The organism is Allochromatium humboldtianum, from assembly GCF_013385175.1.
GTDB classification, from domain to species: domain Bacteria; phylum Pseudomonadota; class Gammaproteobacteria; order Chromatiales; family Chromatiaceae; genus Thermochromatium; species Thermochromatium humboldtianum.
Map to the genome: position 1 here is coordinate 18146 of NZ_JABZEO010000022.1, position 24151 is coordinate 42296.

Genomic DNA, 24151 nt, shown 5'->3' on the forward strand with positions numbered 1-24151 from the left:
TTTCGACGTGAAGGTTTAAATCACCAGATTTATCTGGTTGTTTTTTCTGATAGGAGTTTTTCATGTTTAAGACGATCATTTTCGCAATTTTTTTTGCTATTTCTTTTTCTGCTTTTGCAGGCGATGTCACTCGCGTGAAATGCGGTGGAATTAACGCTGTGATTGTACAGCATCAGCCTGGAAGTTTTGTGGCTATGGGTGCTACGAAATTTGAGCTAGATGAGACTATGGACTATTATGGTCCATATTGTCTCACAGTCGAAGGAGTACCACATATTGGGTACCTTGAGACCAGCGGTAATTCTTATGAAGGTTATTATTTAGGTAATACTCAAACTAAGCGGCTTTATGAGATTAACTATGAAGCTGCGGTTGAGGTAGGGTTGTCTTCGGCAATTAAAAGCGAAAGAGATTAACGTATTTGCCTCAGTTCTGGTAATAACTATTTTTTATCTTTTTCAGCGTGCTCCCAGTCATGGGAGCGCGAAGTACAACCCGACAGATCGTAGCATCATTCGTGCAGCGAATGGCGGAGATGCCTGAATGCCGAATCTGTCCTCGAAGTGGAACGAACCTTGGCTGAAAATTTGCCACGTTGCGAGGAAAATTGGATGCCAGCCCGTCACGCATCCTGAGCGACGATGACACTCTGGTTCTTCTGCGTCGCTGGATCAGCTTAAATAACATCGCCACTGTGGTCTCACTTGCCCACAGTGGCGATGATCAGGCTACAGTTCTATTCCCAAAAACAAACAGTTGCTTTGTCACTTTTCCAGCAGGGGCCGCTTTTTGTCATTGGTCCCAAATCTGAATGAGCGTGCGTTGCATAAGCTTCCTCGTTCCAGAAACCTATCGCACCATCTTCATAGATTTGTACTATTGCAAAATATTCAGGGCTATTGATTTGAAATCCACCATCATTATTTAAATAACCTTCGCATGGATCATCAATATAAATCTCTCCTGAAACTTCTAAGTAACAACGTCTAAGATCTGTAGCCTCTGGATCAAACAAATTTGTTTCCTCAGCGACTTGGGCTTGGGCTGCTTCCTCAGCAGCCTGGGCTTGGGCTGCTTCCTCAGCAGCCTGGGCTTGAGCCGCTTCCTCAGCAGCCTGGGCTTGAGCCGCTTCCTCAGCAGCCTGGGCTTGAGCCGCTTCCTCAGCAGCCTGGGCTTGAGCCGCTTCCTCAGCAGCCTGGGCTGTGGTTTCAGTCGATAAAATTTGATTGACTATATCGATGTTTATTGGGTCAAGTTTTTGTGTAAGAATATTTGTCCCATCTGGATTAATTTCTGAAGCATCTGCTGTCATTAGCCATGCCAATCTTTGCTTTAAATTGTTGACGGAATAGCTTTTTGCGACATAACCTGCTCGTGGGTTTGAGAAAAAAACAGATTTTTCGATCAGAAGTGATGTGCTGTTTTTTCCTTTTGCTTGCATGTCGGTTATTTTTAATTTTAAAAATTCAATATTTCTTTTTATTAGAGCTTCTCTTAGTTCTCTAGCCTCTGATTTTATTCTTTCAGCAGTATATCCGTTTAGTTTATTTTCGTTTTTGAAAAGCAATATCAGTAGATCAACATCTTTTATAAGTAATCCTTCTTCCTCAATAGACATTCCTGATGTCATTTTTGACCAACTTTCTGGATTTCTGGTGTCGAACTTTGGACTGCCAAATCCAAATCCAAATCCGACTAGAAAAATTGAGGCTAAAAAGAGCAAGATGGAGTAATAAAAATATTTTTTATTCATCTAATTTTCTCCGAAAGATGCGGGTAACTTAACCACAAGACGTCAATGGAGTCTGTGACCTAGATCAACATTTCGGGCATTTTCATGCTCTATCTAACCGTCTCCGGAACCATCGATTCGTATCCGTCTGATCGCAAAAGAAAAACCCCCTGTCCAACAGGAGACACGGCCCACCTGAGCCGTGTCTCCTGCACTGGAGGGAGCGAGTCCCCCGACAACGCCCCGCTCAGAGCCAACCCTGTTCGGCGAACGACACGCCCCGCCCCTCACCGACGATGATGTGATCGAGCACCCGCACCTCGATCAAGGCCAACGCCTCCTGAAGCGTGCGGGTCAAGGTCCGATCCGCCTGGGACGGGTCGCTACTGCCGGACGGATGGTTGTGGGCGAAGATGACCGCCGCCGCTCCGGTCTCGATGACGGTGCGCACCACCTCCCTGGGATGGACGTAGGCCGTGTCGATGGTACCGCGAAACAGTTCCTGGTAGCGCAACACGCGATGGCGGTTGTCGAGCAATAGCACGGCGAAGACCTCATAGGTCAGTCCGTAGAGACGCAACTTCAGGTAGTCGCGGGTAGCGTCCGGACTGGTGAGGGCCTCTTGAGCGACCCGATAGTGCCGCTCCAGACAGTCGATGGCCTCGGCCACCAAGGTCCGTTCGGTAAAACTCAGGGTGGGACGACGCTGGGCATCGGACTCCAGCACCCGCCATTGGCTCGGATGGGACATGAGAGTTCTCCATGAAGGCTGGAGACACCGGCCCAGAACAGGCCGGTGTCGTTTGGGATGAAGGACGGGACTTAAGCGAGCAGCAGGTGTTCGGTGATGTGGAACAGTTCGCGCTTCAGATCGGCGATGTCATTGATCCGGATGGCGTGGGGAAACACCCGCGAGACATCCACGGCGATCCCAACGCCGAGCATCTGGAGACCGGCAGTGGTGGCCTGTCGGATCAGGTCACGGGTACTGTCGATGTCGTTGGGTACCCCATCGGTGAGGGTCAGAATCACCTTGCGTGCTTCGGGACGTCCCAACAGATCCGCCGCCGCAAACCACAGCGCACCGGTCATCGGGGTACCACCCCGTCCGCGTTGCACGAAGGCTCCCGCACGGGTAGCGACCCGTTCACCATGGGCCAAGAGACCGGTGATCCGATCCTCCTGACCCCCGATCCCTGGAAACGCCGACACCGCACAAGACACGCCCTTGACCGGTTCCAAGGCCAGGGCCAAGGCGAGTGCCGCGTCCAACGCCAGGACATCCTGACCACCGGCCATCGACCCCGACAGATCGATCAGCAGATGCAACGCCGTATTCGGAGCGGTCTTGTGATCCCGGAGACGAAAGATCCGGGGATTGCCCACACCGGCGCGATGCAGATGGGCACTCGACAACGCCCGTCCGCGTGGTGTGATCCGGGTCTGTTCCAGGGTCTGAGCCTCGACCAAGGCGTGCAAACGGGCCGTCAGCTTGGCCGAATGGAGCTTGACCCGCTGCAACGCCGACTGACCCTGATGGGGTTCACCCCGAAAGCGCTCCATGGTCGGCAACAGGGTCGGGGCATAGACGCTCTGCGCCCCCAAGGTTTCGGCGACGGTTTGGAACAGATCGGCGGGGAGTTGGTCAACACCGGCCTCCAGGGTCGACTGAAGGGCGTCTTGCATCGCCTTGGATACGGGGACCGTGCTCGATGGCGTGCTCTGTTGTCCCGCTGTGGCGTCCAGTGATTCCGAATCCGTGTCCGTGTTCGACGTGGATTGACGTGTGGAGTTGGCCGCGTGATCCGTCCCCTCACCAGTTTCCGATGCCTCGGAATCCTCCGCTCCGGTTCCAGTCGTGTCTTGATGATCAGATTCCGTGTCCTGGGACGTGGGTGCATCCGCTTCAGCCTCGGCTCTGGATGACGGATCATCCCGGTCTGTTCCACACCCCGGACCGCTCTCCGACGGTTCGCCCTCTCCGGTGTCTGCCGCTGTCGATGTCCCTGCATCCTCCGGCTCCTGGGCTTCCTGCTCGATCAGGGCGACGATCCGTTGTGCCAGGATCATCGTCTCCGCCGTACTCGTGAGGGTCGACATCTCAGTCAGAAGTCCATGCAGACGTTGGACAAACCGCGACCCGAATACCTGACGCATGACCTGATCGGCGGTCTGCGCGTGTGGGGTGAGCGCCGATTGCCGACGGTAACGTGCTCGGGACAGGGCCAGGAGTCCATTGACCAGGATCTCAGCCGGGGTGTCGTTCGGTGTGACGGGCGAGAGTCGACCCTGTGCGATCAGGGTCTCGACGACCGTATCCAGGGTCTGGCGCGTCCCCGGATACTGCCGGATCATCGCCTGCTCGATGCGCACATCTTCCAGGATGTTCTCGATACAGCGACCCAGCGCCGTGGGATGACGGGGGTGGTTGAAGTCGGTCAAACGCACATGCCCGGCTTCATGGGCCAGATAGCCAAAGGCCAGGGAATGGGCCTGATCGGTGTCGGCGAGCGTCGGGATCTGGATCATCCGCCCATCGGTGTGGGCCTGATCGCCTCCGACCTGAACCGGGATACCGAAACGACGCCCATAGGCTGCCGCCACAATCGGCAGGGCACGGGTCAAGGTGTGCAGGGACATAGGGATCTCCACATAAAAAAGGCGCTTCACCCCAGGGATGAAGCGCCGGATCAGGGAAGGGAACGAACGGTGTCGGTCTGTCAGGGATCAGAAGAAGAAACTGCGGATCTCGGACTCGTCCGCTGTGACCAACGGACGATCGACGCTGTGAGCCTGATCCGCCCGCTCAGGAAGGCCCCGTGATGGGGGAACGAACAGCGGTGTGGAACGGGCCGCGATCTCGGACAGGTGTTGCTGAAGGGTCCATTGACCGGCTCCATGCCGGGCCAGACGTTCGGGATCGGCCAGTAACAACGCCAGTCCCATGCCTTCATTGAACAGCGCCCCAGTGATAGGCGCGGTGTCCGGCAGCCGTCCCAACCAGTCATCCAGGGTGTCGACCACCGGCTGAATGCGCGCATCGATGAAGGACAGACAGGCCAGTTTCTCGCGGATGCGTCCAAAGGTACCCAGCGCCCGCCGATGGAGCTTGTCACGTCCTTCAAAGCTCCCGTCCAGATCACGGGCCATCTGCGCGACCTCGGCAAACACCCCATCGCCCAGTCCCTGGATCTCCTCCTCCAGGGTACCGGGGTGTTCAGCCGGTGTGATCTGCACCAACTGATAGCCGAAGCGCAACCGACCGGCCACAAGGTTCGCCGGTTCAATCGCCCGACGAATCGGCGCTTCCCAGGCCGGCAGACTGGCAATCCAAGCCTCCAGCGCCTGGTCATAGCCCGATAGAAAGGTCTGCGTTTCCTGATCGAACTCGGTTTTGAGTTGAGCGAGTTGCTCGGCCACCGATTCAGCGTGAACCTTGGGCACCGCATACCCACCCAGAAAGCGGGTGCCGACCCGCAGACAGGTGCGTTCGGCGGCTTGCTTGAGGCGATGGAAGCCCTTGAGGGTGTCGGGATCACAGATGCGTTTCGATCCCAGCGACACCAGATCCTCGGGCGGAATCTCGGTGCCGAGCTTGAGATCCTCGGCCCGCAGCTTCTTGCGACCCGACCAGATGGAGACCGACAGGATGATCAGTGTGACCTGATCGGTGAGCGTGGTCAGTGTGGGGTTGACGTGCATGGCGTATTCCTCAATGACAAGGCGACGCGCACGTTCGCCCAGCGGCGAACGTGACGCCGCTGTGGGCGATGAAAGGTTGGGTCAGAAGTAGAAGCTGTCGTCGGTCGGACCCAGCAGGTCCGACAGCTTCAGGGGGTGACGACGACGATCCGGCGTGGAGGATGGAGGCGATGACGTGGGACGTCCCTGCGCATCGAGCCAGACCGAACCGACGTAGGTGTAACCCTGACGCAGCTTGGCCTGTGCCCGATCCAGGGCCACACGCAGCGGTTTGAACTGGAATTGCCCCAGGTGTCGGGCTGGTCCCCAGCGAATCTCGGTCTCACCGTGGCCCAGATCCCGATAGGCCCACTCCTTGGACCGACCATCCGGATGCCGGAACCGATACAGCTCGAAGCGGTTCATGGCGTCGTCGTCCAGTAGTCGCCGAAGATGTCGGCACAGAGACGATGAATGGCCTCCCGCTGCTCGGGTTCGGCCCGTGCGGTCAAGGCTTGGCTCAGGGCATAGGCAAAGACATTGGGGGCGCCCTTGAAGGTCAGACTCAGCGACGCCCAGCGCACCAGGGTCCGGGTACTGAGGGTGACGGTCAGTTCCGGTTCGCCTTCCGGACTGCCCTGGAACAACCGCCGCACTTCAGCGGCCACCAACAGCATCTTGTCGATGATCAACTCCGGCAGCTTGGGAGCGGCAGCCTGGATCACCGCCTTTTCCACCTCCGGTTCCGGGTACCGAACCTCGATCACCCGGAAGCGATCCATGAACGCCAGATTCTGACGCTGGACGCCTTGATAGAGTCCCGAACGATCCCCGGCTCCCGCCGAGTTACCGGTGACGAACAGCCGAAAGCGCGGATGGGGTCGAATCACCTCACCGCCGTTTTCAGCAATCACCAGCGGTTGACCCTCGATGATGTCGTTCAATCCAGCCAGTTCCGAGGGGTCCATCAGGTCGATTTCATTGAGGATCAGAATGTGACCCTCTCGCACCGCCACCGACAGCGGACCATGGACGAACTGCGTCGAGCCATTGACCAGCACGAACTGACCGATCAGCGCACTGAGTTCCAACCGACCATGACAGGTCACGGCCTGGACCGGCCAATTCAACCGCGCGGCGATCTGTGTGACCAGACTGGTCTTCCCCGCTCCCGACGGACCGGTCAGAAACAGTCCATCGCCACGGGCCTCATGCAGATAGGCCAGCACATCCCGCAGCAACTCGGGACGAAAGACATAGGGTTGACGGATCGGGATCTGCGGATGCGTCGCATCGGCGAATCCCTGGACCTCCAGCTCGGGACGGGCGTTGACGCCAAAGGTCGTGGCGACCGTGAACGATTGGGTAGACATGAATCCTCTCCAGTGTTGAACACCAACACGCACAGACGCCCGTTCCCTGGAGTCGTCTCCAGAGATCGGAACGCTGTGGGTTGGATCGGTGGGGGGTTAGAAGTAGAACGACGGAATTGTTGAAACAGACGCACGGACAGGTTCGGCGTCCACCCCTGTTGCAGGGGCGTGCAGCGTCACCTTGACCCGCTCACTGGCGGGTTTGCGGAAGCGTTCCAGGATCGACGCCTCCAGATTCGGAGCGATGTCGGCTAACAGGGCGGCATAGTCGACGGCCCCGGATTGCCGATAGCGTGTCACCCGTACCCCGGCATACTCGGCCTGACGGGAAGCGCCCATCAGGGTCACGAATTGCGTCTCCAGGTCACGCAGCCGTTCCTGAACCGCCTTGAGTGGGGATTCCAGACGCTGACGTTCCGCCTTCAGGGCGTGGTAGTCCTGGGCCAATCGGGTCCAGGTCTCCCGCTCGGCTTCAGACGGTTGATAGGCGTCGCGGGTTGGGTCCGTGACCGGAGCCTGTCCGGTCTGGATCAAGTCCCAGAAGGTCAGACAGGCCGGCACCAGTTCATCCTGAATGAAGGACTGATCCCGTGGCAGACAGAACTCCAGCGCCTCCAGTCCGTCGCGACAGGGATCAAACACCAACCAGCCTTGCGTCGCCTCCGTGACATAGAGCTGGAACTGCAACTGACACCACGCCAGTCGGTAGGCCGTGGCCTGATCGCCCTGGTCGCGGATGGCCTCATAGGTCGCCACCGTGGGTACCTTGAGTTCGACCGGTTCACCCAGGGCCGAGAGTCCATCGAGCGAACAGCGCAACACCGGATACTGACTCGATTCGGCACACAGCGGCATCAAAAGCGTCCGATGCCGACGTTCAAAGCCCTGACGCACGCGGTCTTCCAGGGCGATTCCCCGCTGGACCACGGGGTTGGTACTGAGATCCTCCGGGGGATGCAGACCGGTGCGTTCGGCCCACAGTTGCCAGGGCGTCTTGTACGGAGAGCGCCCGAGAATGATCGGCGCTTCCGACGCCGTGATTCCCTGGGCACGCCAAGCGTGCCACTCGGGGGTGCGTTGACGATGATCGATCGTGTGCATTCGAGATCTCCAGGCCATAAAAAAGGCCCGTCATCCGGGGATGACGCGCCTGAAGGGGGAGAGTGGTTTGAGGTGTGAGAGAACGGGAAAGGATCAGGCGGCTTCAGCGGGAGGCGGCAGCGCCTGTTCCTGGGCACGTTCCAGACCCTGGAGTGCATAGCTCAGCGCTTCACCGGAAAACCGCTGGTGAAAGTAGTCCTGGGCCGTACTCCACGCTTGGCTGTGGGCGGCCCGTTCGATCAGCGCATCGATCTGGGCCTTCCAGTCCGGCGTCTCAGGTGGGTCGACGGGAGTGTGTTCGGTCGACGTGGTGGGCGTGTCGACCAGGATCTCTTCGGGTTCGATGGACTTGCCGGCCATTTCCTCGGCGGTATAGTCGGCTTCCTCGGGAAACGCGGCGCGCAGACTCGCCGCCTTGGCACACTTCAGAAGCTGTCCCCGTGGTCGCTTGATCCACATGGCGGTTGGCACCTCGGAGTATGCTCCACCGGCACGAGAGTAGGTTTCCAACCAGTACACCCGTTCGGAGAACGGACAGCGCATCCCGTGCAGCAGACGGTAGACCGTCACCTCGCACCACTCGGGAAACGTCACCTCGACCTGAGCGTCCTGCCAGTTGCCGTTCGTTTTCACCCGTCCCTGAAAGGTCAGGGTCTGATCGGGACCAAACTGCGCCGGATCGAGACCCGCATACTGACCGGTGCGTGCGGCGGTGATCTGCACCTCATTGATCCCCGGCCAGATCGTTTCGACTTCACGCCCCAGCCGCTTGCTCCACATCGGCACGATATTGACCGGACGCTTGAGTACATCGAGTCCGCGTGCCTGACAGTAGCGCACCGCCAACAGGATGCCCTGGGCGGTATTGGCGTTGGGAAAGATGCTCTCGGTGAGCACCTGCCAGGTGGTGGTATCCAGTCCGAGTGCGCTCAGGGTCGTCTCGGGAACCTGGAGACGGAGATCGGAACTGGACGGTTGCATGGACGGCGCCATGATGAACCTCCATGGAAAACACGGGACTATGGTCCCGTGTGTGAGGGTGGGATTAGAACGGCACCTCATCGGGTGACAGGACCAATGGTTGACGCTGGGGATCGAGACCCCAGTACGGCGGTTGATCACCGACGGGTAAAGCCACCTCGGGACGATGCAGATGCAGCGTGATCTCCCCGATCAGGGTGTCGTGACGGTCGAACAACAGCAGCGATTGCCACCAATGCATCCGCCCCTGGTGTTCAAACGGTCGTCCATCGGCGCTGACCTGGATCTTGGCCACATCATGGACGTTGATTGAGAGCGGCATGGCCGGTTCCTCCACGGTCGGGGTTGAACGTGAACAGCGTCCGTCAGGCCCGAAAGGTTCCCGGATCTGAGGATTCAGCCGCATTCGGATCGCTGAAGCGATGCCCGCAGCGCAGACATTCGCAGTTGTGCAAGACCTGCGCATCGATCACCTCACCAAGTTTGGCACCCGCCACCCCTCCGGTCGTGGCTCCCAGCAAGCCACCCAGTAACGCTCCGGCAAAACCTCCCAGGGTCGCTCCTATCGGACCAAAAGCGACCAGACCGACACGACTTCCCACCTGAGCACCGGCCAGGGCTTTGGCCGCTCCAGAAGCGGCTCCACCCACGGTTCCCACCAGACCGCCCATCCGTTTGGCGACATCCCGCTTGATGACTTGCATCGACTGACAGTTTGGACATGACACCAGCATGACCGTGACCTCGTAATCAACATGACAGGGGAAAACGCCACGCGATTGCAGACCGATGGAATCTAAGGATTCCATCGAGTGCCGCGGACGTTTTTACACGGAGTTCAGAGACTCCTCACCTGAGATATATGTGACTGTTTTTCAGTCCGATCCAGGTTTTCTGGGAGGTGGTTTTTCGGTGCGAAAACGATGCTCATCGAGTGCCAACAGCCTCGATGCAGAACCCACGCTGGAACCCTAACTTTTTTAAAAGTCGTCACCGACGTTTGATCTGGATTTCAGGGAGGATAGAGGCGGAATGATACTGGTGATTCAGGCATTTTCAGGAGGAGAAAACCGAGGGGATTTCTGGAGTATATAGAGTTGTATTGGCTTAACAGCCCATGTAGCACTTAATGCTTCATGGCTTAACAGCCCATAGAGCACTTAATCATACATAGATCAATAGCCTATATAGCCAGCCCTGCTTAACAGGGCCTGATACGCTGAGTTATATCAATAACAATATAAATGATAGATAGAGCCTTATATACACTAGCTAACAGCGCACCGATATCTAGAGACCCTAGATAAGAGAAATAGCCTGATAGCGCCAGAAGGGATACATCGCCGGATAAGCCACACAGTACACTCACACATGAAGGATGAACATCAAGATCGAGATTGATCTATCCAGATATACAAAGCCTATGGGACAAACCCAGAGTTACTACCTTTAAGTAAAGAATCCATCATGCCTGAAGTGTTACAAAGTATCCATAGTCAGATCTGCGAACAAGAGACCTTCTATCGATACCAGATCCCGATAGAGCGACTGACCCAAGACTTCAACGATTCCTGGTCATGAAACGCTGTCCTTGTGGGTATACCCACGAACAGACAGAGAGCGTTGGGATAAAAAATACTTCGGCGGTCGATGGTGTGACGTGAGGATTCACGTTCAATGCATCCTTACGATGGATCTTGGTTTCTTGGTTAACAACACAGTGAGCGACCGTCATGATGATCGACAATGCCAAAATGCCGGATGAGATTTTTTATGCGCTGGAAGAGGGTTTGCTGGTCAACGATCCAGGGAATGCCCAGCGTATTAGAACGGAAGACAAGGACGCCTTAGAGAAGGTCAAGTGTCTCAATACCCTGATGATCGCCCTGAGTCGGAATCGTGAGGTGTTGTTTCGGGTCAGACAGCGGCGAGGTCAACCACGAATCTCCATGGGTCGTTGTGCGTTGGGAGAGCACCTGTTTCGAGCGATTCGGGTCGATGCCTTAAACATCTGTGAGCATTTCCCGTTTCATGTGTTTGATCCGCTGGTGGAGTGTTTTCTTCAACACCGCAACGCCGACGAATCCTTGGTCTCCAGGGTTCAGATGTATCACGACCACCCGGATACGGTCGATGTGTTCAGGTTGGCGGAGGATCTCAACGAGTTTGCCAATGGGTTACGGTTGTTCATGGCCGGTTCGGAGATGGCGAAACGGATCAAAATTCGACGGCAGGCGAGTCGTCGCTTGTACCAAGGCAGCTTGAACTACATCGATCGTCTGTTTGAACGCTATGCACGACTGTTGGTGGTCCGGGTCGATTTGTCGTTTCTAACGCCGTCTCAGTGTCATGATCGTGATTGGATACCGGTGACGTTTGAGGACGCCTTAGCGTACCGTGAGCGGTTCACCCGGAGTTTGAAACGTGAACCGCTGTTTGAACATCTCGTGGGATATGTCTGGAAAATCGAACACGGCGCTCTGAAAGGGTTTCATACCCATTGGCTGTTCTTTTTCGATGGGTCCAAGGTTCGGGAGGATATAACACTGGGACACTTGATCGGTGAACACTGGAAAGTCATCGTCGGTTCACACGCGACTTACTGGAACTGTAATTTTTACAAAACCCAGTATCGCCATCTGGGAATTGGACAGATCGATCATACGGATCAAACCAAACGGCAAGCGTTACAGCGCGTGGTTCAGTATTTGTGCAAGGTCGATGACTTTATCAGTTTGAAACATACAGGATGGCGGCAAACCTTTGGACGGGGTGAGATAAAACCCTTACCGCCGGTCAAACAGGGTCGTCCACGTCAAAAATCCTCGATGGATCACACGACTGACAGGTCAGGATAGTCCAAAAAATACGCGGACGTGACATGCTTTGGCTGGAGACGACATCGAAACGTTCAAGGAGACGTCCACCGAACAGGTGATCCAGCCAAAGCTTCCACTCCACCGCTTCGAGGTACACCATGTTCCAGATCGACGATACGCTGTTTGACGCTTACCCTATCCTCCGGGACAGTCTGTTGCAGCGTAAATATAACAAGCTCGTAGAATCGTTAGGCTACATCACCCAGGATCAGGACGCACTCGATGCCTTGATCCGTGTGGTCGAACTCGGATTGGCTTTAGACCAACACCAACAGGGCGATCCATTGTTCACGTTGCAGCGTACACTTCGGGGTCAAACGTATCTCGATGTCAGACAGCATCCCCTTGGTTACAAACTCTATCAGGCGATTCGGTTTGATGCCAGTCTGATCCGTCGCCATTTTTCCCTGCATCAGTTCGATCCCTGGATCGCGTGTTTCCTGCGACAGGTCGAACAGCAGCCTGACCTTCAGGAGATCCTCCAGCTCTATCGTGAGGACGCGATCACCATCGACCATCGACGTGTCTATGACGCACTCCAGACCTGTGTCCAAGCCTTGCGTTCTCTCCTTCAGTACGGACCGTTCTTCCTCGACATCCAGCAACGCTATCGTGAGATGCAGCATCGTCATCAGCGGCTGCATTCCTATGTTAAGTCTCGGCTGGAACAGACGGAAAAACTGATGGTGTGTCGGGTCGAACTGACCTATCAAGACCCGATACGTTACTACAGGAAACGTCGACCGTACATCACCTTCGATCAAACCTTGGATCACCAACAGGCGTTTGCCCAGAGTTTCGCAACGCTCGGTCTGTTTGAGCATCTGGTTGGCACTATCTGGAAGCTCTCCTACTCAGCCTGCCGAGGATTTTACTACCAGTGGTTCTTCTTCTTCGATGGGAACGCGGTATTGAGTGGTTGGGAGATGTCCGACCGGATCGGTAAACACTGGCGAGAACTGGTTGGAGACAAGGCCCGTTTCTGGAATCAGCATGTCGATTCCGGCAAGTATCAGCGCTTGGGGACAGGGATGATTGAGCGGGATCAGTGGTCACGGTGGTGCAATCTGGATCTGGCGTTACGGAATCTGTGTGTGGTCGACTACTTCATGCAGTTGCAACATCCACAGCGACGCACCTTTGGTCGTGGGTACATTCGACGTTCTCCGGAGGTTCGTCTGGAGTATTCCGATGCGTATTCAGTCGAGCAGTCGAATATGGAACAGCATTGGAATCAGTGGCGGGCGAAAAACATCGCGTAGGATTCGCCACGTATCACGCTCAGAGCGTCTGTGAGTCGATTCCGGTAGGAGAGGACTGGGATCGGTTCACAGGCGCTCAGGAGGCGATAGCAGCGGTTTTAGAGGGGGGTATGATAGAGTAGTCTCCGTAGACGCACTCGTAGACCGTGAGCGCTTCTGAGCACGAACCTGTGCCTGATCAGGGATCGTCTACAATGGGGATTGAGCCTCCTCTGAAGCGGGGAGCGACAGACCCGCTGAGTGGTGCATCCAGGCTGTGAGCCGGTATCGATTCAAAAATCTAAGTTATTGATTTACAATTCAAGAGAACTAACTCTAAGTCAGGGGAACCAACTCTAAAGCAAGGGAACTAACTTTCGGGCTGGATTTCGACTGTCTTCGGCCAGCGTTCCTGGCCTTCGACTAGATCGCACAGACTACAGACCATGTCTCACTCGCCCACACCGGCCATCAACCAATTTAAGCTACTGCTGTTACCGACCAGTACGCACAAGGATATAGAGTTTCGGCAGAGATTACAGTGGCTCGACCGACTAGCATCACGCATTGCCAAGACTAAAGGCGATCTGTTTGAGTTCGATTCAAATCGAAAAAAAACAAGATTTGATGATCCGTCCCGTTATGTCCGAGTTCGTCGCCTTGGCCATGATCTGTATCAGCAAATCCAACAGCACTTCAGCAATAAAGAGTTTATCTGCGAGTATCTGGATATTTATCGCATCAGTCCGATTGTCAGCGCATTTTTGGAAACCCTAGATCAGGACTCAGGGACGGCGCATATCTGCTTTCAGCTTTCAAAAATTGCGCCAAAAAACCCATTAGAAGACAAGTATCCTTTCACGCTTTCAGCGTTTTTGTATCCCACAAAATCGGCAAAAATTTCTGTTCAGACTCCCATAACTGATCAGGAAACGTGTGAAGCAAAAGTTACTGAGAAAAACACAATCCAAACACTCAACCCAGGTCAAAATCAGGCACTCGCCTGTCAGTATCTTAATACTCTAGTCGATACACTTCGCGATACTTTTAATAACACTGAATGCAAGTCAAGCCTGAAAAATTTCAGGCGTCTTTCAAACAAAAATTATGCCGGACTAATCGAACTGATCAATGGCCTCCGCAACCACTATCAAGACATCGCGGCCATCTATGTTCGATTTGAGTATGAGCTGACCGATGACTGCAATAAGCGGGATATGTATGCTGATCGCCAGACATTGGTTTCTCTCAAAGGTCCGTTAAGAACCATGAGTGTTGGCTATGCTTTGAAAATCGAGCATTTTAGTAATGGACCTATCTTGCATGGAATACTATTTTATCGCGCTTCTGATACCAACCGATTAGCCGATGATGTGTTCAGCATCTACAAGTATTGGTATGAAGAAGCTACTTCAAAATGGGGTAAGTATCCAAACCAAAAAACGATGAATCGTCGCTATATTTTGGCCCAACACCGGACTCCTTTACCGATCGAGATTCAGTCAATGGCGACTATGATCACGAAATTTGATTATTATGCACAATCCAAAGGAAAAGGTCGAACCTTCACAAAAAGTACGCTCCCTCGAACCGTCAAGCGCCAAACATCCGCTCGGTCGAAGTCAAAATCTTCAGTGAAGGTAGGCGATCAGTAGCGAGGTGACGAAGACTTGATTCGCGAGCTACACTGTACTCTGTCAAAATTCGGCCCTACCCGATTCCTGATAAGCACTGAGTATTCACATGCGAAACAACTTAATGAGTAACGCCATTGAAAGTCAGTTAGACTCTATTTTTCGCACGCAGCTACATTCTTTTTTTCAAAATTGTTCTAGAGATCAGTGGAAAGCAATTATTCTCAATACCTTGTGCAACGTTGGCCAGCAGTTTGGTTTTCAGGTATTTTCATCAAAAAACCTTTGTCCACAAGCGGACTGTGACGCTTGGATCTACGATCAGCATTGGCGTTTAGTTAATCAATATAATCCACTCGTTCGTTTGCCGCTTGTCATGCAAATAGAAACTATTCAGGATGAGAACGTGCTTCTTCAGGAAAGAATCACGCAGTCGGTTCTGAAACTGGCACAATCAAGAGCGGATGTTCGCTTGCTTGTGTTAGAATGCAGCAACGCAGAGAAAACCATGCATTATATATACAATATTTTAGAGCAGTTTGAAAACTCTCAGGCTGGTGATCGATATGTATTTGCTTTGTGGGATTTTGACATTCCATGGAATTCAAACTCGATGCAAGTTCTTTTTCATCATAAATAAATCGCGCGCCGTATTCGTAAGCAAGCTAATATAAAAACCAAGGTATGTATATGCGACATGCACCAAAGATTGAAGATATTCAAAAAAAAGTCTATAATTTTTTTACCAATGATTTTGGTAGATACATAAATAGTAAAGGCATCCAAAGCAGATCTGAAGTAAAGCGTTATATTTTAGAGACGATTGGATCTTATGCGCATGAATTCGGCTATAAGGTGTATGCTGAAAAAGCAACATGCTTTTACGCGCATGAGGAGAAATGGATTTATGATCTGCATTGGCGTGTAGACAGTGAATTCAGTCGACTTGTTCGATTGCCGTTAGTGATGGAGGTCGTTAGTGATGAGGAACATTATGGGCGTGATCAAAGAATTACTGATTCTTTCTTAAAACTGATGCAATCAAAAGCGGATATTCGTTTGATGGCATTTGAATTTGAGTATCCAGAACTAGAAAACATGCAACAATATTTAATCAATCTTATAGAGCAGTTTGAAGGCACGCAACCCGGAGATTGCTATTGGATTGTAGGTTGGGAGAATGTTCCTATCAGCGTTAATGGACTCAAGTTTGAAAATTACCGCGCCTAAAATGATAGCTTAAATTTTAATCGTCGCCGCCTAGAGCCTCGTCACCGAGGTTCCAGGTGGGGTGGTGGATACCGGCTCTCGCATGGTTGTCAACACTCTCCATATCTACTCCGTGACTCAATAGGCAATGGAGAACGGATCAATGTTTGTGGATTCGGCAGCTTTCCTCTGCATTACCGACCTCCCAGTAAGCGGGTCAGTACCACAGGCAGATTCCTATTCTAGGATCAAACACAGCACCATAAAAATTACAAGATCAGATCGCCTTCAGGTGCGTTTGAAAAAATTTCAGGGATCTGATCTCTGCAAAAAAAGTAAACCCTATATTGCAGTCGTTGGCTAATCAACTACCTTGTCAACTAACAGCGAGTTTGGATCTGGATGATTGCGGATTGAATCATCTATAGGCCCTCTTCCCGACCAGGATTTCTTGGTTTCAGGGTTAAAATACTTCTTTCCTTCAGGGGGCTGTGGAAATTTAGGCTTTTTCTCTTTTGTGGCCTGTGATGTTTTTTTGTTTGTGTCTTGTGATATTTTTTTGATTTTTTCTGGATATTTTTTAGCAATGGCAATATCAGAAATATCGATATCATAGGTATCCATGCATTTTAAAATAGCATTTAATACTTTCTGTCGAGAGTCTAGCTTGGTTTTTTTAACTTTCTCAAGGTATGCTTTTTTCTGCTGTTCAAGCGCTTTTTCTTTTTCTTCAATATCTTGCTTTTCTTTCAAAAAATCTTCATTTTCAGTAGGTTCCTCTTGCATTTTTTTCAGAAGGTCTTCAGCAGGATCACTTTTAACGTGAATCATATTTGCGCTCAATGTTTGGTTGTTTATTTTTAGGACGTTAAGCGGTCGAGAAGAAAACTATCTACCATAAAAAATGATACTTGACAAGAGCACTCTGTAAACCACATCCAAACGTTTCCAGCCGCATGTCCCGTCGACCAAACACACGCTTGAAACCCTTTGCCCCAAGAACTGAGCGAAGTCTCGTCGAGTTTGAGATCAATATCCGCCGCCCACAGGTTACGGGAAACCTATGGACAAACCCAAACATATCCGGTATCGAACCAGATCCGACGACCTTACCGACGATGGCTTACGGTACGGCTGGCGCGCTTTCAGTCTGTTCCCGTAGCGCCTCATAAAGCTGTGCCGGTCCAAGCAGGATGTCCTGCAACCCCCGGCGTACCTTCTCGGAATCCAGTGCCTGTTTGCTCATGGTCGTGTGGGCGGCAAAAGCATCGATGATGGCATTGAGCAGTTCGTTCGACAGATCGGGTGAGTTGGCGAACTGTTCCTTGGTGTTGTTGGACGCCTGTTGGATCAGGGTCTTGGATTCCAGCAGCTTGCCCTTGATGACATGGTTGACGTAGACCAGTTGGTCATCGTCAGTCAGTTCGCCTTCAAACAGGTCATTGACTTTGGCGATGATCTCTCTGAGTCGGGCTTTTTCCTTGTCCTGTACCGTGCCGGTGCCACTCTCGCCGGGCGGGGTGAGCGTGCTCGTTTTGCCCGCTTGCAGGACGAGGGAACGCTGACCCTGGCGTTTCAGGGTGTGATGGGTGAGCACGATCTTGGACAGGTCGATGGCGTCGCGTTCGCGTCCGAACTCCAGGAGCGGCAGGAGCCGACGGTAGAAGATGAACCGCTTTTCGATGGCGGTGTTGCCATAGTCGAAGATTTGCGAGAGGAAGGCATAGACGCGCTGGAATGTGCCCAGGTCTTTCTTGAACAGTCGCAGGGCATTCAAGGCGTCTTGCGCCTCTTTGATCGCCGCTGTGTCGTCCTTGGCCTTGGCGATCTTGAGCCGGTTCTGGGCTGCCTTGTATTGCTGCAACAGCCTGGAGGCCACCGGTTCCAGCGCTGCCGTCAGGTCGCTGTGCTTGGCTTTGGGGTTGAACTCGACCTCGACTACGCGGTTGACCTCGAAGTCGTCATAGAACCCTGCCGCGTCCAGCTTACTGCGCAGGTTGAAGATCAGGTTGGGATCGGTCACGCCGGAGAGTTCGGCGGTTTCGTAGTACGCCTTGAAGGCGTCAAGGATGTCCTCGGGATCGTTGACGAAGTCCACCACATAAGTGGTGTCCTTGTTCGGATAGGCACGGTTGAGGCGGGAGAGCGTTTGCACCGCCGCGATGCCGGCGAGCCGCTTGTCGACATACATCCCGCACAACAGCGGCTGATCGAAACCGGTCTGGAATTTGTTGGCGACCAGCAGGATCTGATAGTCGTCAGTATCGAAGGCGTCACGAATCCCCCGCCCTTTCAGGTTGGGGTTCATGGTCTGACTGGTTTCGCTGAAGGGATCGGGGCCGGACTCGGGATCGCTGACTTCACCGGAAAAGGCGACCAGGGTACCGATCGGGTAGCCCTGCTCCTGGATGTAGTGGTCAATGGCGAGCCGCCAGCGCACGGCTTCCAGACGACTGCCGACCACGACCATCGCCTTGGCGCGTCCATTCAGCAGCGGGGCGACGTTCTCGCGGAAATGCTCCACGACCACCTGCACTTTCTGGCTGATGTTGTAGGGGTGTAGCCGCACCCAGCGCAGGATGCCCTTGAGGGCTTCGTCGCGCACCATCTCCTGCTCATCCCATTCGCGCCCCATGGTTGCCAAGCGGAACGCCAGCTTGTAAGGGGTGTAGTTCTTGAGCACATCGAGGATGAAGCCTTCCTCGATGGCTTGACGCATCGAATAGACATGGAAGGGCGCAGGCAGATTATCCGGTCCGGCAGGTCGGTTCGGATCGGGGCGACGACCGAAGAGTTGCAGCGTTTTGGCCTTGGGTGTGGCGGTGAAGGCGACATAGGTGATGCCCGTTTCGGCGGCCCGTGTCGTCATTTGCGCGGCCAGCAGGTCTTCGGTGCTGATCTCGCCGCCATCGGTCAACGCCTGCCATTCGTCCGCTGACAGCACGGCTTTGAGCTTCGCCGCCGCTTCGCCAGTCTGTGAGGAATGCGCTTCATCGGCGATCACGGCAAAGCGTTTGCCCTGGGTAGCGGCCAGTTCACGCACGGCCTTCAGCGCAAAGGGAAAGGTCTGGATGGTACAGACCACGATCTTCTTGCCACCGGACAGGGCTTCGGCCAGTTCGCGGCTCTTGCTGCCGCCCTCGCCTGTGATGGTGGCCACCACCCCAGCGGTACGCTCGAAATCGAAGATGGCGTCCTGTAACTGGCTGTCCAGTACGGTGCGATCCGAGACCACCAGCACGCTATCGAACAGCTTGTGATGGTGTTCGTCGTGCAGATCGGCCAGGAAATGTGCGGCCCAGGCGATGGAGTTGGTCTTGCCCGAGCCGGCAGAGTGCTGGATCAGATATTTGCCGCCCGGCCCTTCGATCAGCACCGTGACCAGGAGCTTGCGCGTACCGTCGAGTTGGTGGAAACGCGGGAAGATGAGTGTTTTGATCTGTTTCTTGCTGTCCTTCTGGGCGACCAGATAGCGTCCGAGAATCTCCAGCCAGGTGTCCCGCGCCCAGATGTCTTCCCAGAGATAGGCGGTACGGTGTCCGCCGTGTTCACAGGGAGGATTGCCTGCCGCTCCGTGATCGCCCCGGTTGAAGGGCAGAAAGCGGGTGGCCGGACCTTCAAGGTGCGTGGTCATCCGGACTTCGCGTTGACTGACGGCGAAATGGACCAAGGCTCCATTCGGGAACGACAACAGGGGTTCGGCGTTTCCCTGTCCCTTGGGGCAGGGATGGCGGTCGAAGCGGTACTGATCGACGGCATCCTCGACCGATTGGGTGAAGTCGGTTTTCAGTTCCGCCGTGGCGACCGGAATCCCGTTGAGGAACAGGCCGAGATCGAGAGCGTTTTCGTTATGGAGTGAATAGCGTAACTGGCGAATCACGCGCAGCCGGTTAGCGGCATAGCGGGTGAGCAGATCAGGATTCATCGCCAGGGCGGGTTTGAATTGGGCTAGGGTGAGGGGATGGCGCAGGCCGAGCAGCTCGATACCGTGGCGCAGTACGTCGAGGGTGCCGCGTTGATTGATGGAATCCCGTAGTCGTCCGAGCAGCACCTCGGCGGCTTGTGGGCCGTGATTCTTCTCCAAGGTGGCCCAGGCGTTGGGTTGAGTGTCCTGCACCCAGGCCAGGACATCCGCTGGAAACAGTGCCCGTGCCCGGTCATAGTGGACAGCATCGCCGTCGGCATAGAACCAGCCCTGAGCGGCGAGGGCGTCGCAGATGTCGGTCTCGAAGTTCACTTCCCGGTGCAGGCTCATTTGTAAGGTAGACGCTCTTCCAGAAGCCCCGGCAGTTTCTCGAACTCGGGGTCTTTGTGAACCAGAGTCGCATTGAGTTCCAGTGCGGCAGCGGCTATCCAGGCATCGGCCAGGGACAGCGGATGCGTGGCCTTGACCATCGCTGCACGCTCCAGAAGCGGCGGGGATTCATGAATCCACTGTATCGGCAAGGCTAGGCAATCGGCATAGGCTTCGCGTCCCGCCGCTTCGCCTTCATCCTTCCAGACGCGATAGAACACTTCCATCAGCGACATAAAGCAGCCGTAACAGGTCACGGTACCTTGATCGGTCGCTTGCAAGAGCTGGCTGACGCGATCAGCGCCGGGTTCATCGTCGCGCAAGGCCAGCAAGGCGGAGGTATCGAGTAGAAAATGGCTCATGCTTCCTGCTCACGGTCGGACTGACGATCCTGTAACAAGCGTGCGACCGCGCCGCCTTTCCCCTTCCCACGAAAAGCGGTGATTGCTGCCGTCGTGCGCTCCAGCGGCTTATCTTGCCCTTCTCCGGCAAGTGCGACCGTGGCAACCTCTGGGGCAGCGTCGAGGGCGATGAAAATCACCTCGGTGGGACGATGGCGCAGTTCCGCTGGAACCGGAATGAAGTCTTGCGGATCGTCGATCATCTGGCGGATGGCAAACATGCGGTGGCTCCTAATGCGTGGAATCCGAAGTGAATCCGCGCACGTCGATCTTGCCGGTGACAGCAGCGGAAATCAGGGCGGTGCGGCGTTCTTGCAGGAGGGTGATGGCGGTTTGGGCTTCGGCGGTCAGGGCGTCGATCTTGGCAGTTTCGTGGTCGATGAAGGCGGCGATGATAGACTGCTCTTCGGTATCTGGTAGTGTCATCACGAGATTGGCAACATCATCGAGACTCAACTGTATTTTTGTGCCGCCGTATCCTTGAGTTTCCAGATAAGTCTTACCTATAAAAGATAGAGTCACATAGGCCGCCCAAGCGGGCAACAAATGCTGCTGATCAAGTCTAGCCAATGCTACGTGTTGACTGACATACGCCGGTTCCAATTCTTCCGGAACTACTGCGACCGATCCGAGATAAGCCGTAATCGAGAATAGGACATCACCGGACTGAACTTTTGTACGCTCACCTTCAGCGCCTTCTGGTACCGTTACCCTTTGAATATCTGACAAGTCTATCTGAATGCTGTCTCGTGTCAGATTGCTAATGCGGATAAATAATGCCCCCTCATCTGAATAGTGCTCGGCCCATCCCCTCGATCCGCTTGTCAAGAAAATCAGGTGGCGTTTGAATGGCATAACTTCCCAATGCGCTGGCACTTCCCCCAACCATTCGATGCCGGAATCCTTCATCGGTGCATCGGGGTTCAGACCCTTGGTGACGGCGTGGGAGATGACCGCCTGACGCTTTTCCTTCAGCAGTTCGATGAGCCGTTGCTGTTCGGCAATCAGCGCGTCGATCTTGGCGGTTTCGCGGTCGAGGAAGGTAGCGATGGTGTTCTGTTCTTCGATTGGCGGAACGGGTAACTCCATCGAGGTCCAGGCATCCATGCGCAATGCTTTTGTTCCGTGTGCCGCTTCGTCGATTCTCCGCACAGACTCTTCAGAAGAGCCTTGCAGAAGTCGTGCTAAAAATCGTGCGTCCAATCCCTCTCTGCATTCTAGAGCTTTCAGGTCTTGGTTAATGGCCATCGGTTTTTCCACAAAACAAACCGGGAATGTTCTGGCCAATATCATGCCACGTACTACAATCAAGACCGACCCAGTCGGGATAAGCTCAGCCACACCAGATTGAATGGCATACTCTGTGATGTGATCAATAGTATCAGAAAGAATCTCAGCCTTTATATCTTTGGCCGAAGCCCACGGAACTTCACCATTCCAATAATCCATGTTTTCCTTACTTGGCGTTCCTCCACTCCGAAATGCAACGAGATACTTGAGTGGCCTGACTTCCCAATGCTCCGGCACTTCCCCCAGCCATTCCACCCCGCTGTCCTTGTAGCGTTCGTAGCGCGGAAAGCTCATTCGCTGACAGCCTCTGAAAAAGGATTGAGTAGCGTGACGCCGCTGCGTTCAACGTCCCACCGCCCAAAATCACGCGGACGTTCCAGATCCGCCGCTGTCAGTCCCTCGGTCACGCTGGAAAACAGGTCTTTCAAGTCCGTCTCGGATGGGCTGGGCGGTTCCCACAACAGCAGTACGCGCATCCGCACGCCGTTTGGTGCCGTATCCGGTAACTGAATCCGATGGTTTTCCGAGACGGCTTCAAATTCGATGGCTTGCATGGTCGTTTCCTCGCTTCAGGCCGATAGCCCCTCGATCATGGTCAGAATGCGATCCGTGCAGCGTTTCAGGTCGGCATCGATGTCGGCCAGCGGGCGTGGCGGCTCGAAGACGTAGAAATGCCGGTTGAAGGGGATCTCATAGCCGACCTTGGTCTTGTCGTGATCGATCCAGGCATCCGGGGCATGGGGTAACACCTCGCGCTGGAAGTAGGTCTCCACGTCTTCGACCAGCGGGACATTCTCGGTGTCGCGCCGACTGGTATCCGGTTGCGGCTTGCCCTTCTGCTTGCCCTTGATGCCAAGCACGATGTTCCCGGCTTCGTCCCGCAGCGGGCGCTCGACAGTGATGGTGCGATAGCCGAAGTCGCTGTTCTTGAACAGGCGTGAGATCGGCTTCTTGCCGTCGTATGCCTCACGGCACTCACCAAACAGTCGGGTGATCTCAGCGATGTGCGCGTCCGAGAGTTCCTTGCGCTTGGACCCCAGACTCTTGCGCATCTTCTGCCACAACCCGCTGGCATCGATCAACTGGACCAGACCCCGGCGATGCTCGGGCTTGCGGTTGGAGAGAATCCAGACATAGGTCGAGATCCCGGTGTTGTAGAACATATCCGTGGGCAAGCCGATGATCGCCTCCACCAGATCGTTTTCCAGCACATAGCGACGGATCTCACTCTCACCCGATCCGGCCCCACCCGTGAACAGCGGCGAGCCGTTGAGGACGATCCCCAACCGGCTCCCTCCATCAATAGCGGGTCGCATTTTGGAGATCAGATGCAGCAGGAACAGCAGTGATCCGTCCGAGACACGCGGCAATCCAGGACCGAAGCGTCCGCTGAAGCCCTGGGTCTCATGTTCCTGGCGGATCGCCTTCTCGACCTTCTTCCACTCCACCCCGAACGGCGGATTGGACAGCATGTAGTCGAAGGTGCGCTGCGGGTGTCCATCTTCAGAGAAGGTGTTGCCGAAGACGATGTTGGCGACATCCTGCCCCTTGATGAGCATGTCAGCCTTGCAGATGGCGTAAGACTCCGGATTGAGTTCCTGACCGAACATGGTCAGTCGCGCCTCCGGGTTGTGTTCCTCCAGATATTCCCCGGCCACGGATAGCATTCCACCGGTGCCTGCCGTGGGGTCGTAGAGGGTGCGCACCACGCCGGGTTTGGCCAGTACCGCGTCATCTTCGATGAACAGCAGGTTCACCATCAAGCGGATGACTTCACGCGGAGTGAAGTGTTCACCGGCGGTTTCGTTGGAGAGTTCCGCAAACTTTCGGATCAGTTCCTCGAACACCAGACCCATCTGGCTGTTACTGACCCGGTTTGGGTGCAAGTCCACCTGAGCGAAGCGTTCAGTCACTTGATACAGCAGGTTGGTTTTGGCGAGGCGGTCAATCTGGGTCTGGACGTCGAACTGCTCGAAGATGTCGCGGACATCGTCCGAGAATCCGTGCAGATAGGACAACAGGTTGGCCTTGATGTGGTCCGGATCGCCCAGGAGTTTCTTCATGTCCAGGGGCGAGACGTTGTAGAAGCTCTGACCGGACACGCGCAGCAGGAAGAGTTCGGGGTTCACCCCCATTTGCCGTCGGGCTTTCTCTTCGGCCAGCACCGCGTCTTTGGTGGCCTCCAAGACGCAATCCAGACGGCGCAGTACGGTGAAGGGCAGGATGACCTTACCGTAGTCGGATTGCTTGTAATCGCCCCGCAGCAGGTCGGCCACCGACCAGATCAGGGCAGAAAGATTCGTCTGATTCATGCGTCCTTGGTTCCTGCTCTTGG

At 54.6% G+C, this 24151-nt stretch carries 23 protein-coding genes; 6 read left to right on the top strand and 17 right to left on the bottom strand.

Annotated elements, in window-relative coordinates:
* The first annotated feature begins 62 nt into the window (after positions 1–62).
* Positions 63–416 (top strand): hypothetical protein, encoded by a 354-nt coding sequence (locus HW932_RS19415; protein ID WP_176978121.1) that lies wholly within the window; start codon positions 63–65, stop codon positions 414–416.
* A gap of 320 nt (positions 417–736) precedes the next feature.
* On the opposite strand, the gene HW932_RS19420 is transcribed toward HW932_RS19415, so the two are convergent.
* The 10 genes from HW932_RS19420 to HW932_RS19465 form a co-directional block, all read right to left on the bottom strand.
* On the bottom strand, positions 737–1753 hold the full coding sequence (locus HW932_RS19420; RefSeq protein WP_176978122.1) for a hypothetical protein: 1017 nt from the start codon (positions 1751–1753) through the stop codon (positions 737–739).
* A gap of 226 nt (positions 1754–1979) precedes the next feature.
* A complete protein-coding gene (gene radC / locus HW932_RS19425; protein WP_176978123.1) occupies positions 1980–2483 on the bottom strand; it encodes a RadC family protein in 504 nt (167 codons plus the stop codon).
* A 71-nt stretch (positions 2484–2554) separates the two neighbouring features.
* Positions 2555–4372 (bottom strand): cobaltochelatase CobT-related protein, encoded by a 1818-nt coding sequence (locus HW932_RS19430; protein WP_176978124.1) that lies wholly within the window; start codon positions 4370–4372, stop codon positions 2555–2557.
* A gap of 87 nt (positions 4373–4459) precedes the next feature.
* The gene (locus tag HW932_RS19435; RefSeq protein ID WP_176978125.1) at positions 4460–5434 is read right to left on the bottom strand and encodes a DUF3150 domain-containing protein; all 975 of its coding nucleotides are present in this window, start codon (positions 5432–5434) and stop codon (positions 4460–4462) included.
* Between the two features lie 81 nt (positions 5435–5515).
* Complete coding sequence (locus HW932_RS19440; RefSeq protein WP_176978126.1) at positions 5516–5839, bottom strand: hypothetical protein; 324 nt, start codon at positions 5837–5839, stop codon at positions 5516–5518.
* Positions 5836–6786, bottom strand: coding sequence for an AAA family ATPase (locus tag HW932_RS19445; protein ID WP_176978127.1), 951 nt, complete (start codon positions 6784–6786; stop codon positions 5836–5838). The genes HW932_RS19440 and HW932_RS19445 overlap by 4 nt, the downstream gene beginning before the upstream one ends.
* A gap of 96 nt (positions 6787–6882) precedes the next feature.
* Entirely contained in the window at positions 6883–7887 is a 1005-nt protein-coding gene (locus HW932_RS19450; protein ID WP_176978128.1) for a YqaJ viral recombinase family nuclease, read from the bottom strand.
* Between the two features lie 93 nt (positions 7888–7980).
* A complete protein-coding gene (gene bet / locus HW932_RS19455; protein ID WP_176978129.1) occupies positions 7981–8880 on the bottom strand; it encodes a phage recombination protein Bet in 900 nt (299 codons plus the stop codon).
* Positions 8881–8932: 52 nt separating this feature from the next.
* Entirely contained in the window at positions 8933–9190 is a 258-nt protein-coding gene (locus HW932_RS19460; protein ID WP_176978130.1) for a hypothetical protein, read from the bottom strand.
* Positions 9191–9233: 43 nt separating this feature from the next.
* On the bottom strand, positions 9234–9602 hold the full coding sequence (locus HW932_RS19465; protein WP_176978143.1) for a hypothetical protein: 369 nt from the start codon (positions 9600–9602) through the stop codon (positions 9234–9236).
* Between the two features lie 999 nt (positions 9603–10601).
* On the opposite strand from HW932_RS19465, the gene HW932_RS19470 reads away from it, so the two are divergent.
* The 5 genes from HW932_RS19470 to HW932_RS19490 all read left to right on the top strand — a co-directional run bounded on the left by HW932_RS19470 (position 10602) and on the right by HW932_RS19490 (position 15852).
* Positions 10602–11726 (top strand): YagK/YfjJ domain-containing protein, encoded by a 1125-nt coding sequence (locus HW932_RS19470; protein WP_176978131.1) that lies wholly within the window; start codon positions 10602–10604, stop codon positions 11724–11726.
* A 119-nt stretch (positions 11727–11845) separates the two neighbouring features.
* Complete coding sequence (locus HW932_RS19475; protein WP_176978132.1) at positions 11846–13009, top strand: YagK/YfjJ domain-containing protein; 1164 nt, start codon at positions 11846–11848, stop codon at positions 13007–13009.
* Between the two features lie 425 nt (positions 13010–13434).
* The gene (locus HW932_RS19480; protein ID WP_176978133.1) at positions 13435–14643 is read left to right on the top strand and encodes a hypothetical protein; all 1209 of its coding nucleotides are present in this window, start codon (positions 13435–13437) and stop codon (positions 14641–14643) included.
* An 88-nt stretch (positions 14644–14731) separates the two neighbouring features.
* Positions 14732–15262 carry a hypothetical protein gene (locus tag HW932_RS19485; RefSeq protein WP_176978134.1) on the top strand — a complete coding sequence of 177 codons (531 nt, stop codon included), beginning with the start codon at positions 14732–14734 and terminating at the stop codon, positions 15260–15262.
* A 50-nt stretch (positions 15263–15312) separates the two neighbouring features.
* The gene (locus HW932_RS19490) at positions 15313–15852 is read left to right on the top strand and encodes a hypothetical protein (RefSeq protein ID WP_176978135.1); all 540 of its coding nucleotides are present in this window, start codon (positions 15313–15315) and stop codon (positions 15850–15852) included.
* A gap of 339 nt (positions 15853–16191) precedes the next feature.
* Here HW932_RS19490 and HW932_RS19495 read toward each other — a convergent pair whose 3' ends face one another.
* The 7 genes from HW932_RS19495 to HW932_RS19525 all read right to left on the bottom strand — a co-directional run bounded on the left by HW932_RS19495 (position 16192) and on the right by HW932_RS19525 (position 24128).
* Positions 16192–16662: an H-NS family nucleoid-associated regulatory protein gene (locus tag HW932_RS19495; RefSeq protein ID WP_176978136.1), complete on the bottom strand. Its 471-nt coding sequence runs from the start codon at positions 16660–16662 to the stop codon at positions 16192–16194.
* Between the two features lie 292 nt (positions 16663–16954).
* Positions 16955–20086, bottom strand: a complete 3132-nt coding sequence (locus tag HW932_RS19500) for a type I restriction endonuclease subunit R (RefSeq protein ID WP_176978137.1) — start codon at positions 20084–20086, stop codon at positions 16955–16957.
* Positions 20083–20487, bottom strand: a complete 405-nt coding sequence (locus HW932_RS19505; RefSeq protein ID WP_176978138.1) for a PIN domain-containing protein — start codon at positions 20485–20487, stop codon at positions 20083–20085. Before HW932_RS19505 ends, HW932_RS19500 begins: the two co-directional genes overlap by 4 nt.
* The gene (locus HW932_RS19510; RefSeq protein ID WP_176978139.1) at positions 20484–20747 is read right to left on the bottom strand and encodes a hypothetical protein; all 264 of its coding nucleotides are present in this window, start codon (positions 20745–20747) and stop codon (positions 20484–20486) included. The genes HW932_RS19505 and HW932_RS19510 overlap by 4 nt, the downstream gene beginning before the upstream one ends.
* A 10-nt stretch (positions 20748–20757) precedes the next feature.
* Entirely contained in the window at positions 20758–22110 is a 1353-nt protein-coding gene (locus HW932_RS19515; RefSeq protein ID WP_176978140.1) for a restriction endonuclease subunit S, read from the bottom strand.
* Positions 22107–22370, bottom strand: a complete 264-nt coding sequence (locus HW932_RS19520; protein ID WP_176978141.1) for a hypothetical protein — start codon at positions 22368–22370, stop codon at positions 22107–22109. The genes HW932_RS19515 and HW932_RS19520 overlap by 4 nt, the downstream gene beginning before the upstream one ends.
* A 15-nt stretch (positions 22371–22385) precedes the next feature.
* Positions 22386–24128: a type I restriction-modification system subunit M gene (locus HW932_RS19525; protein ID WP_176978142.1), complete on the bottom strand. Its 1743-nt coding sequence runs from the start codon at positions 24126–24128 to the stop codon at positions 22386–22388.
* Positions 24129–24151: the final 23 nt, after the last annotated feature.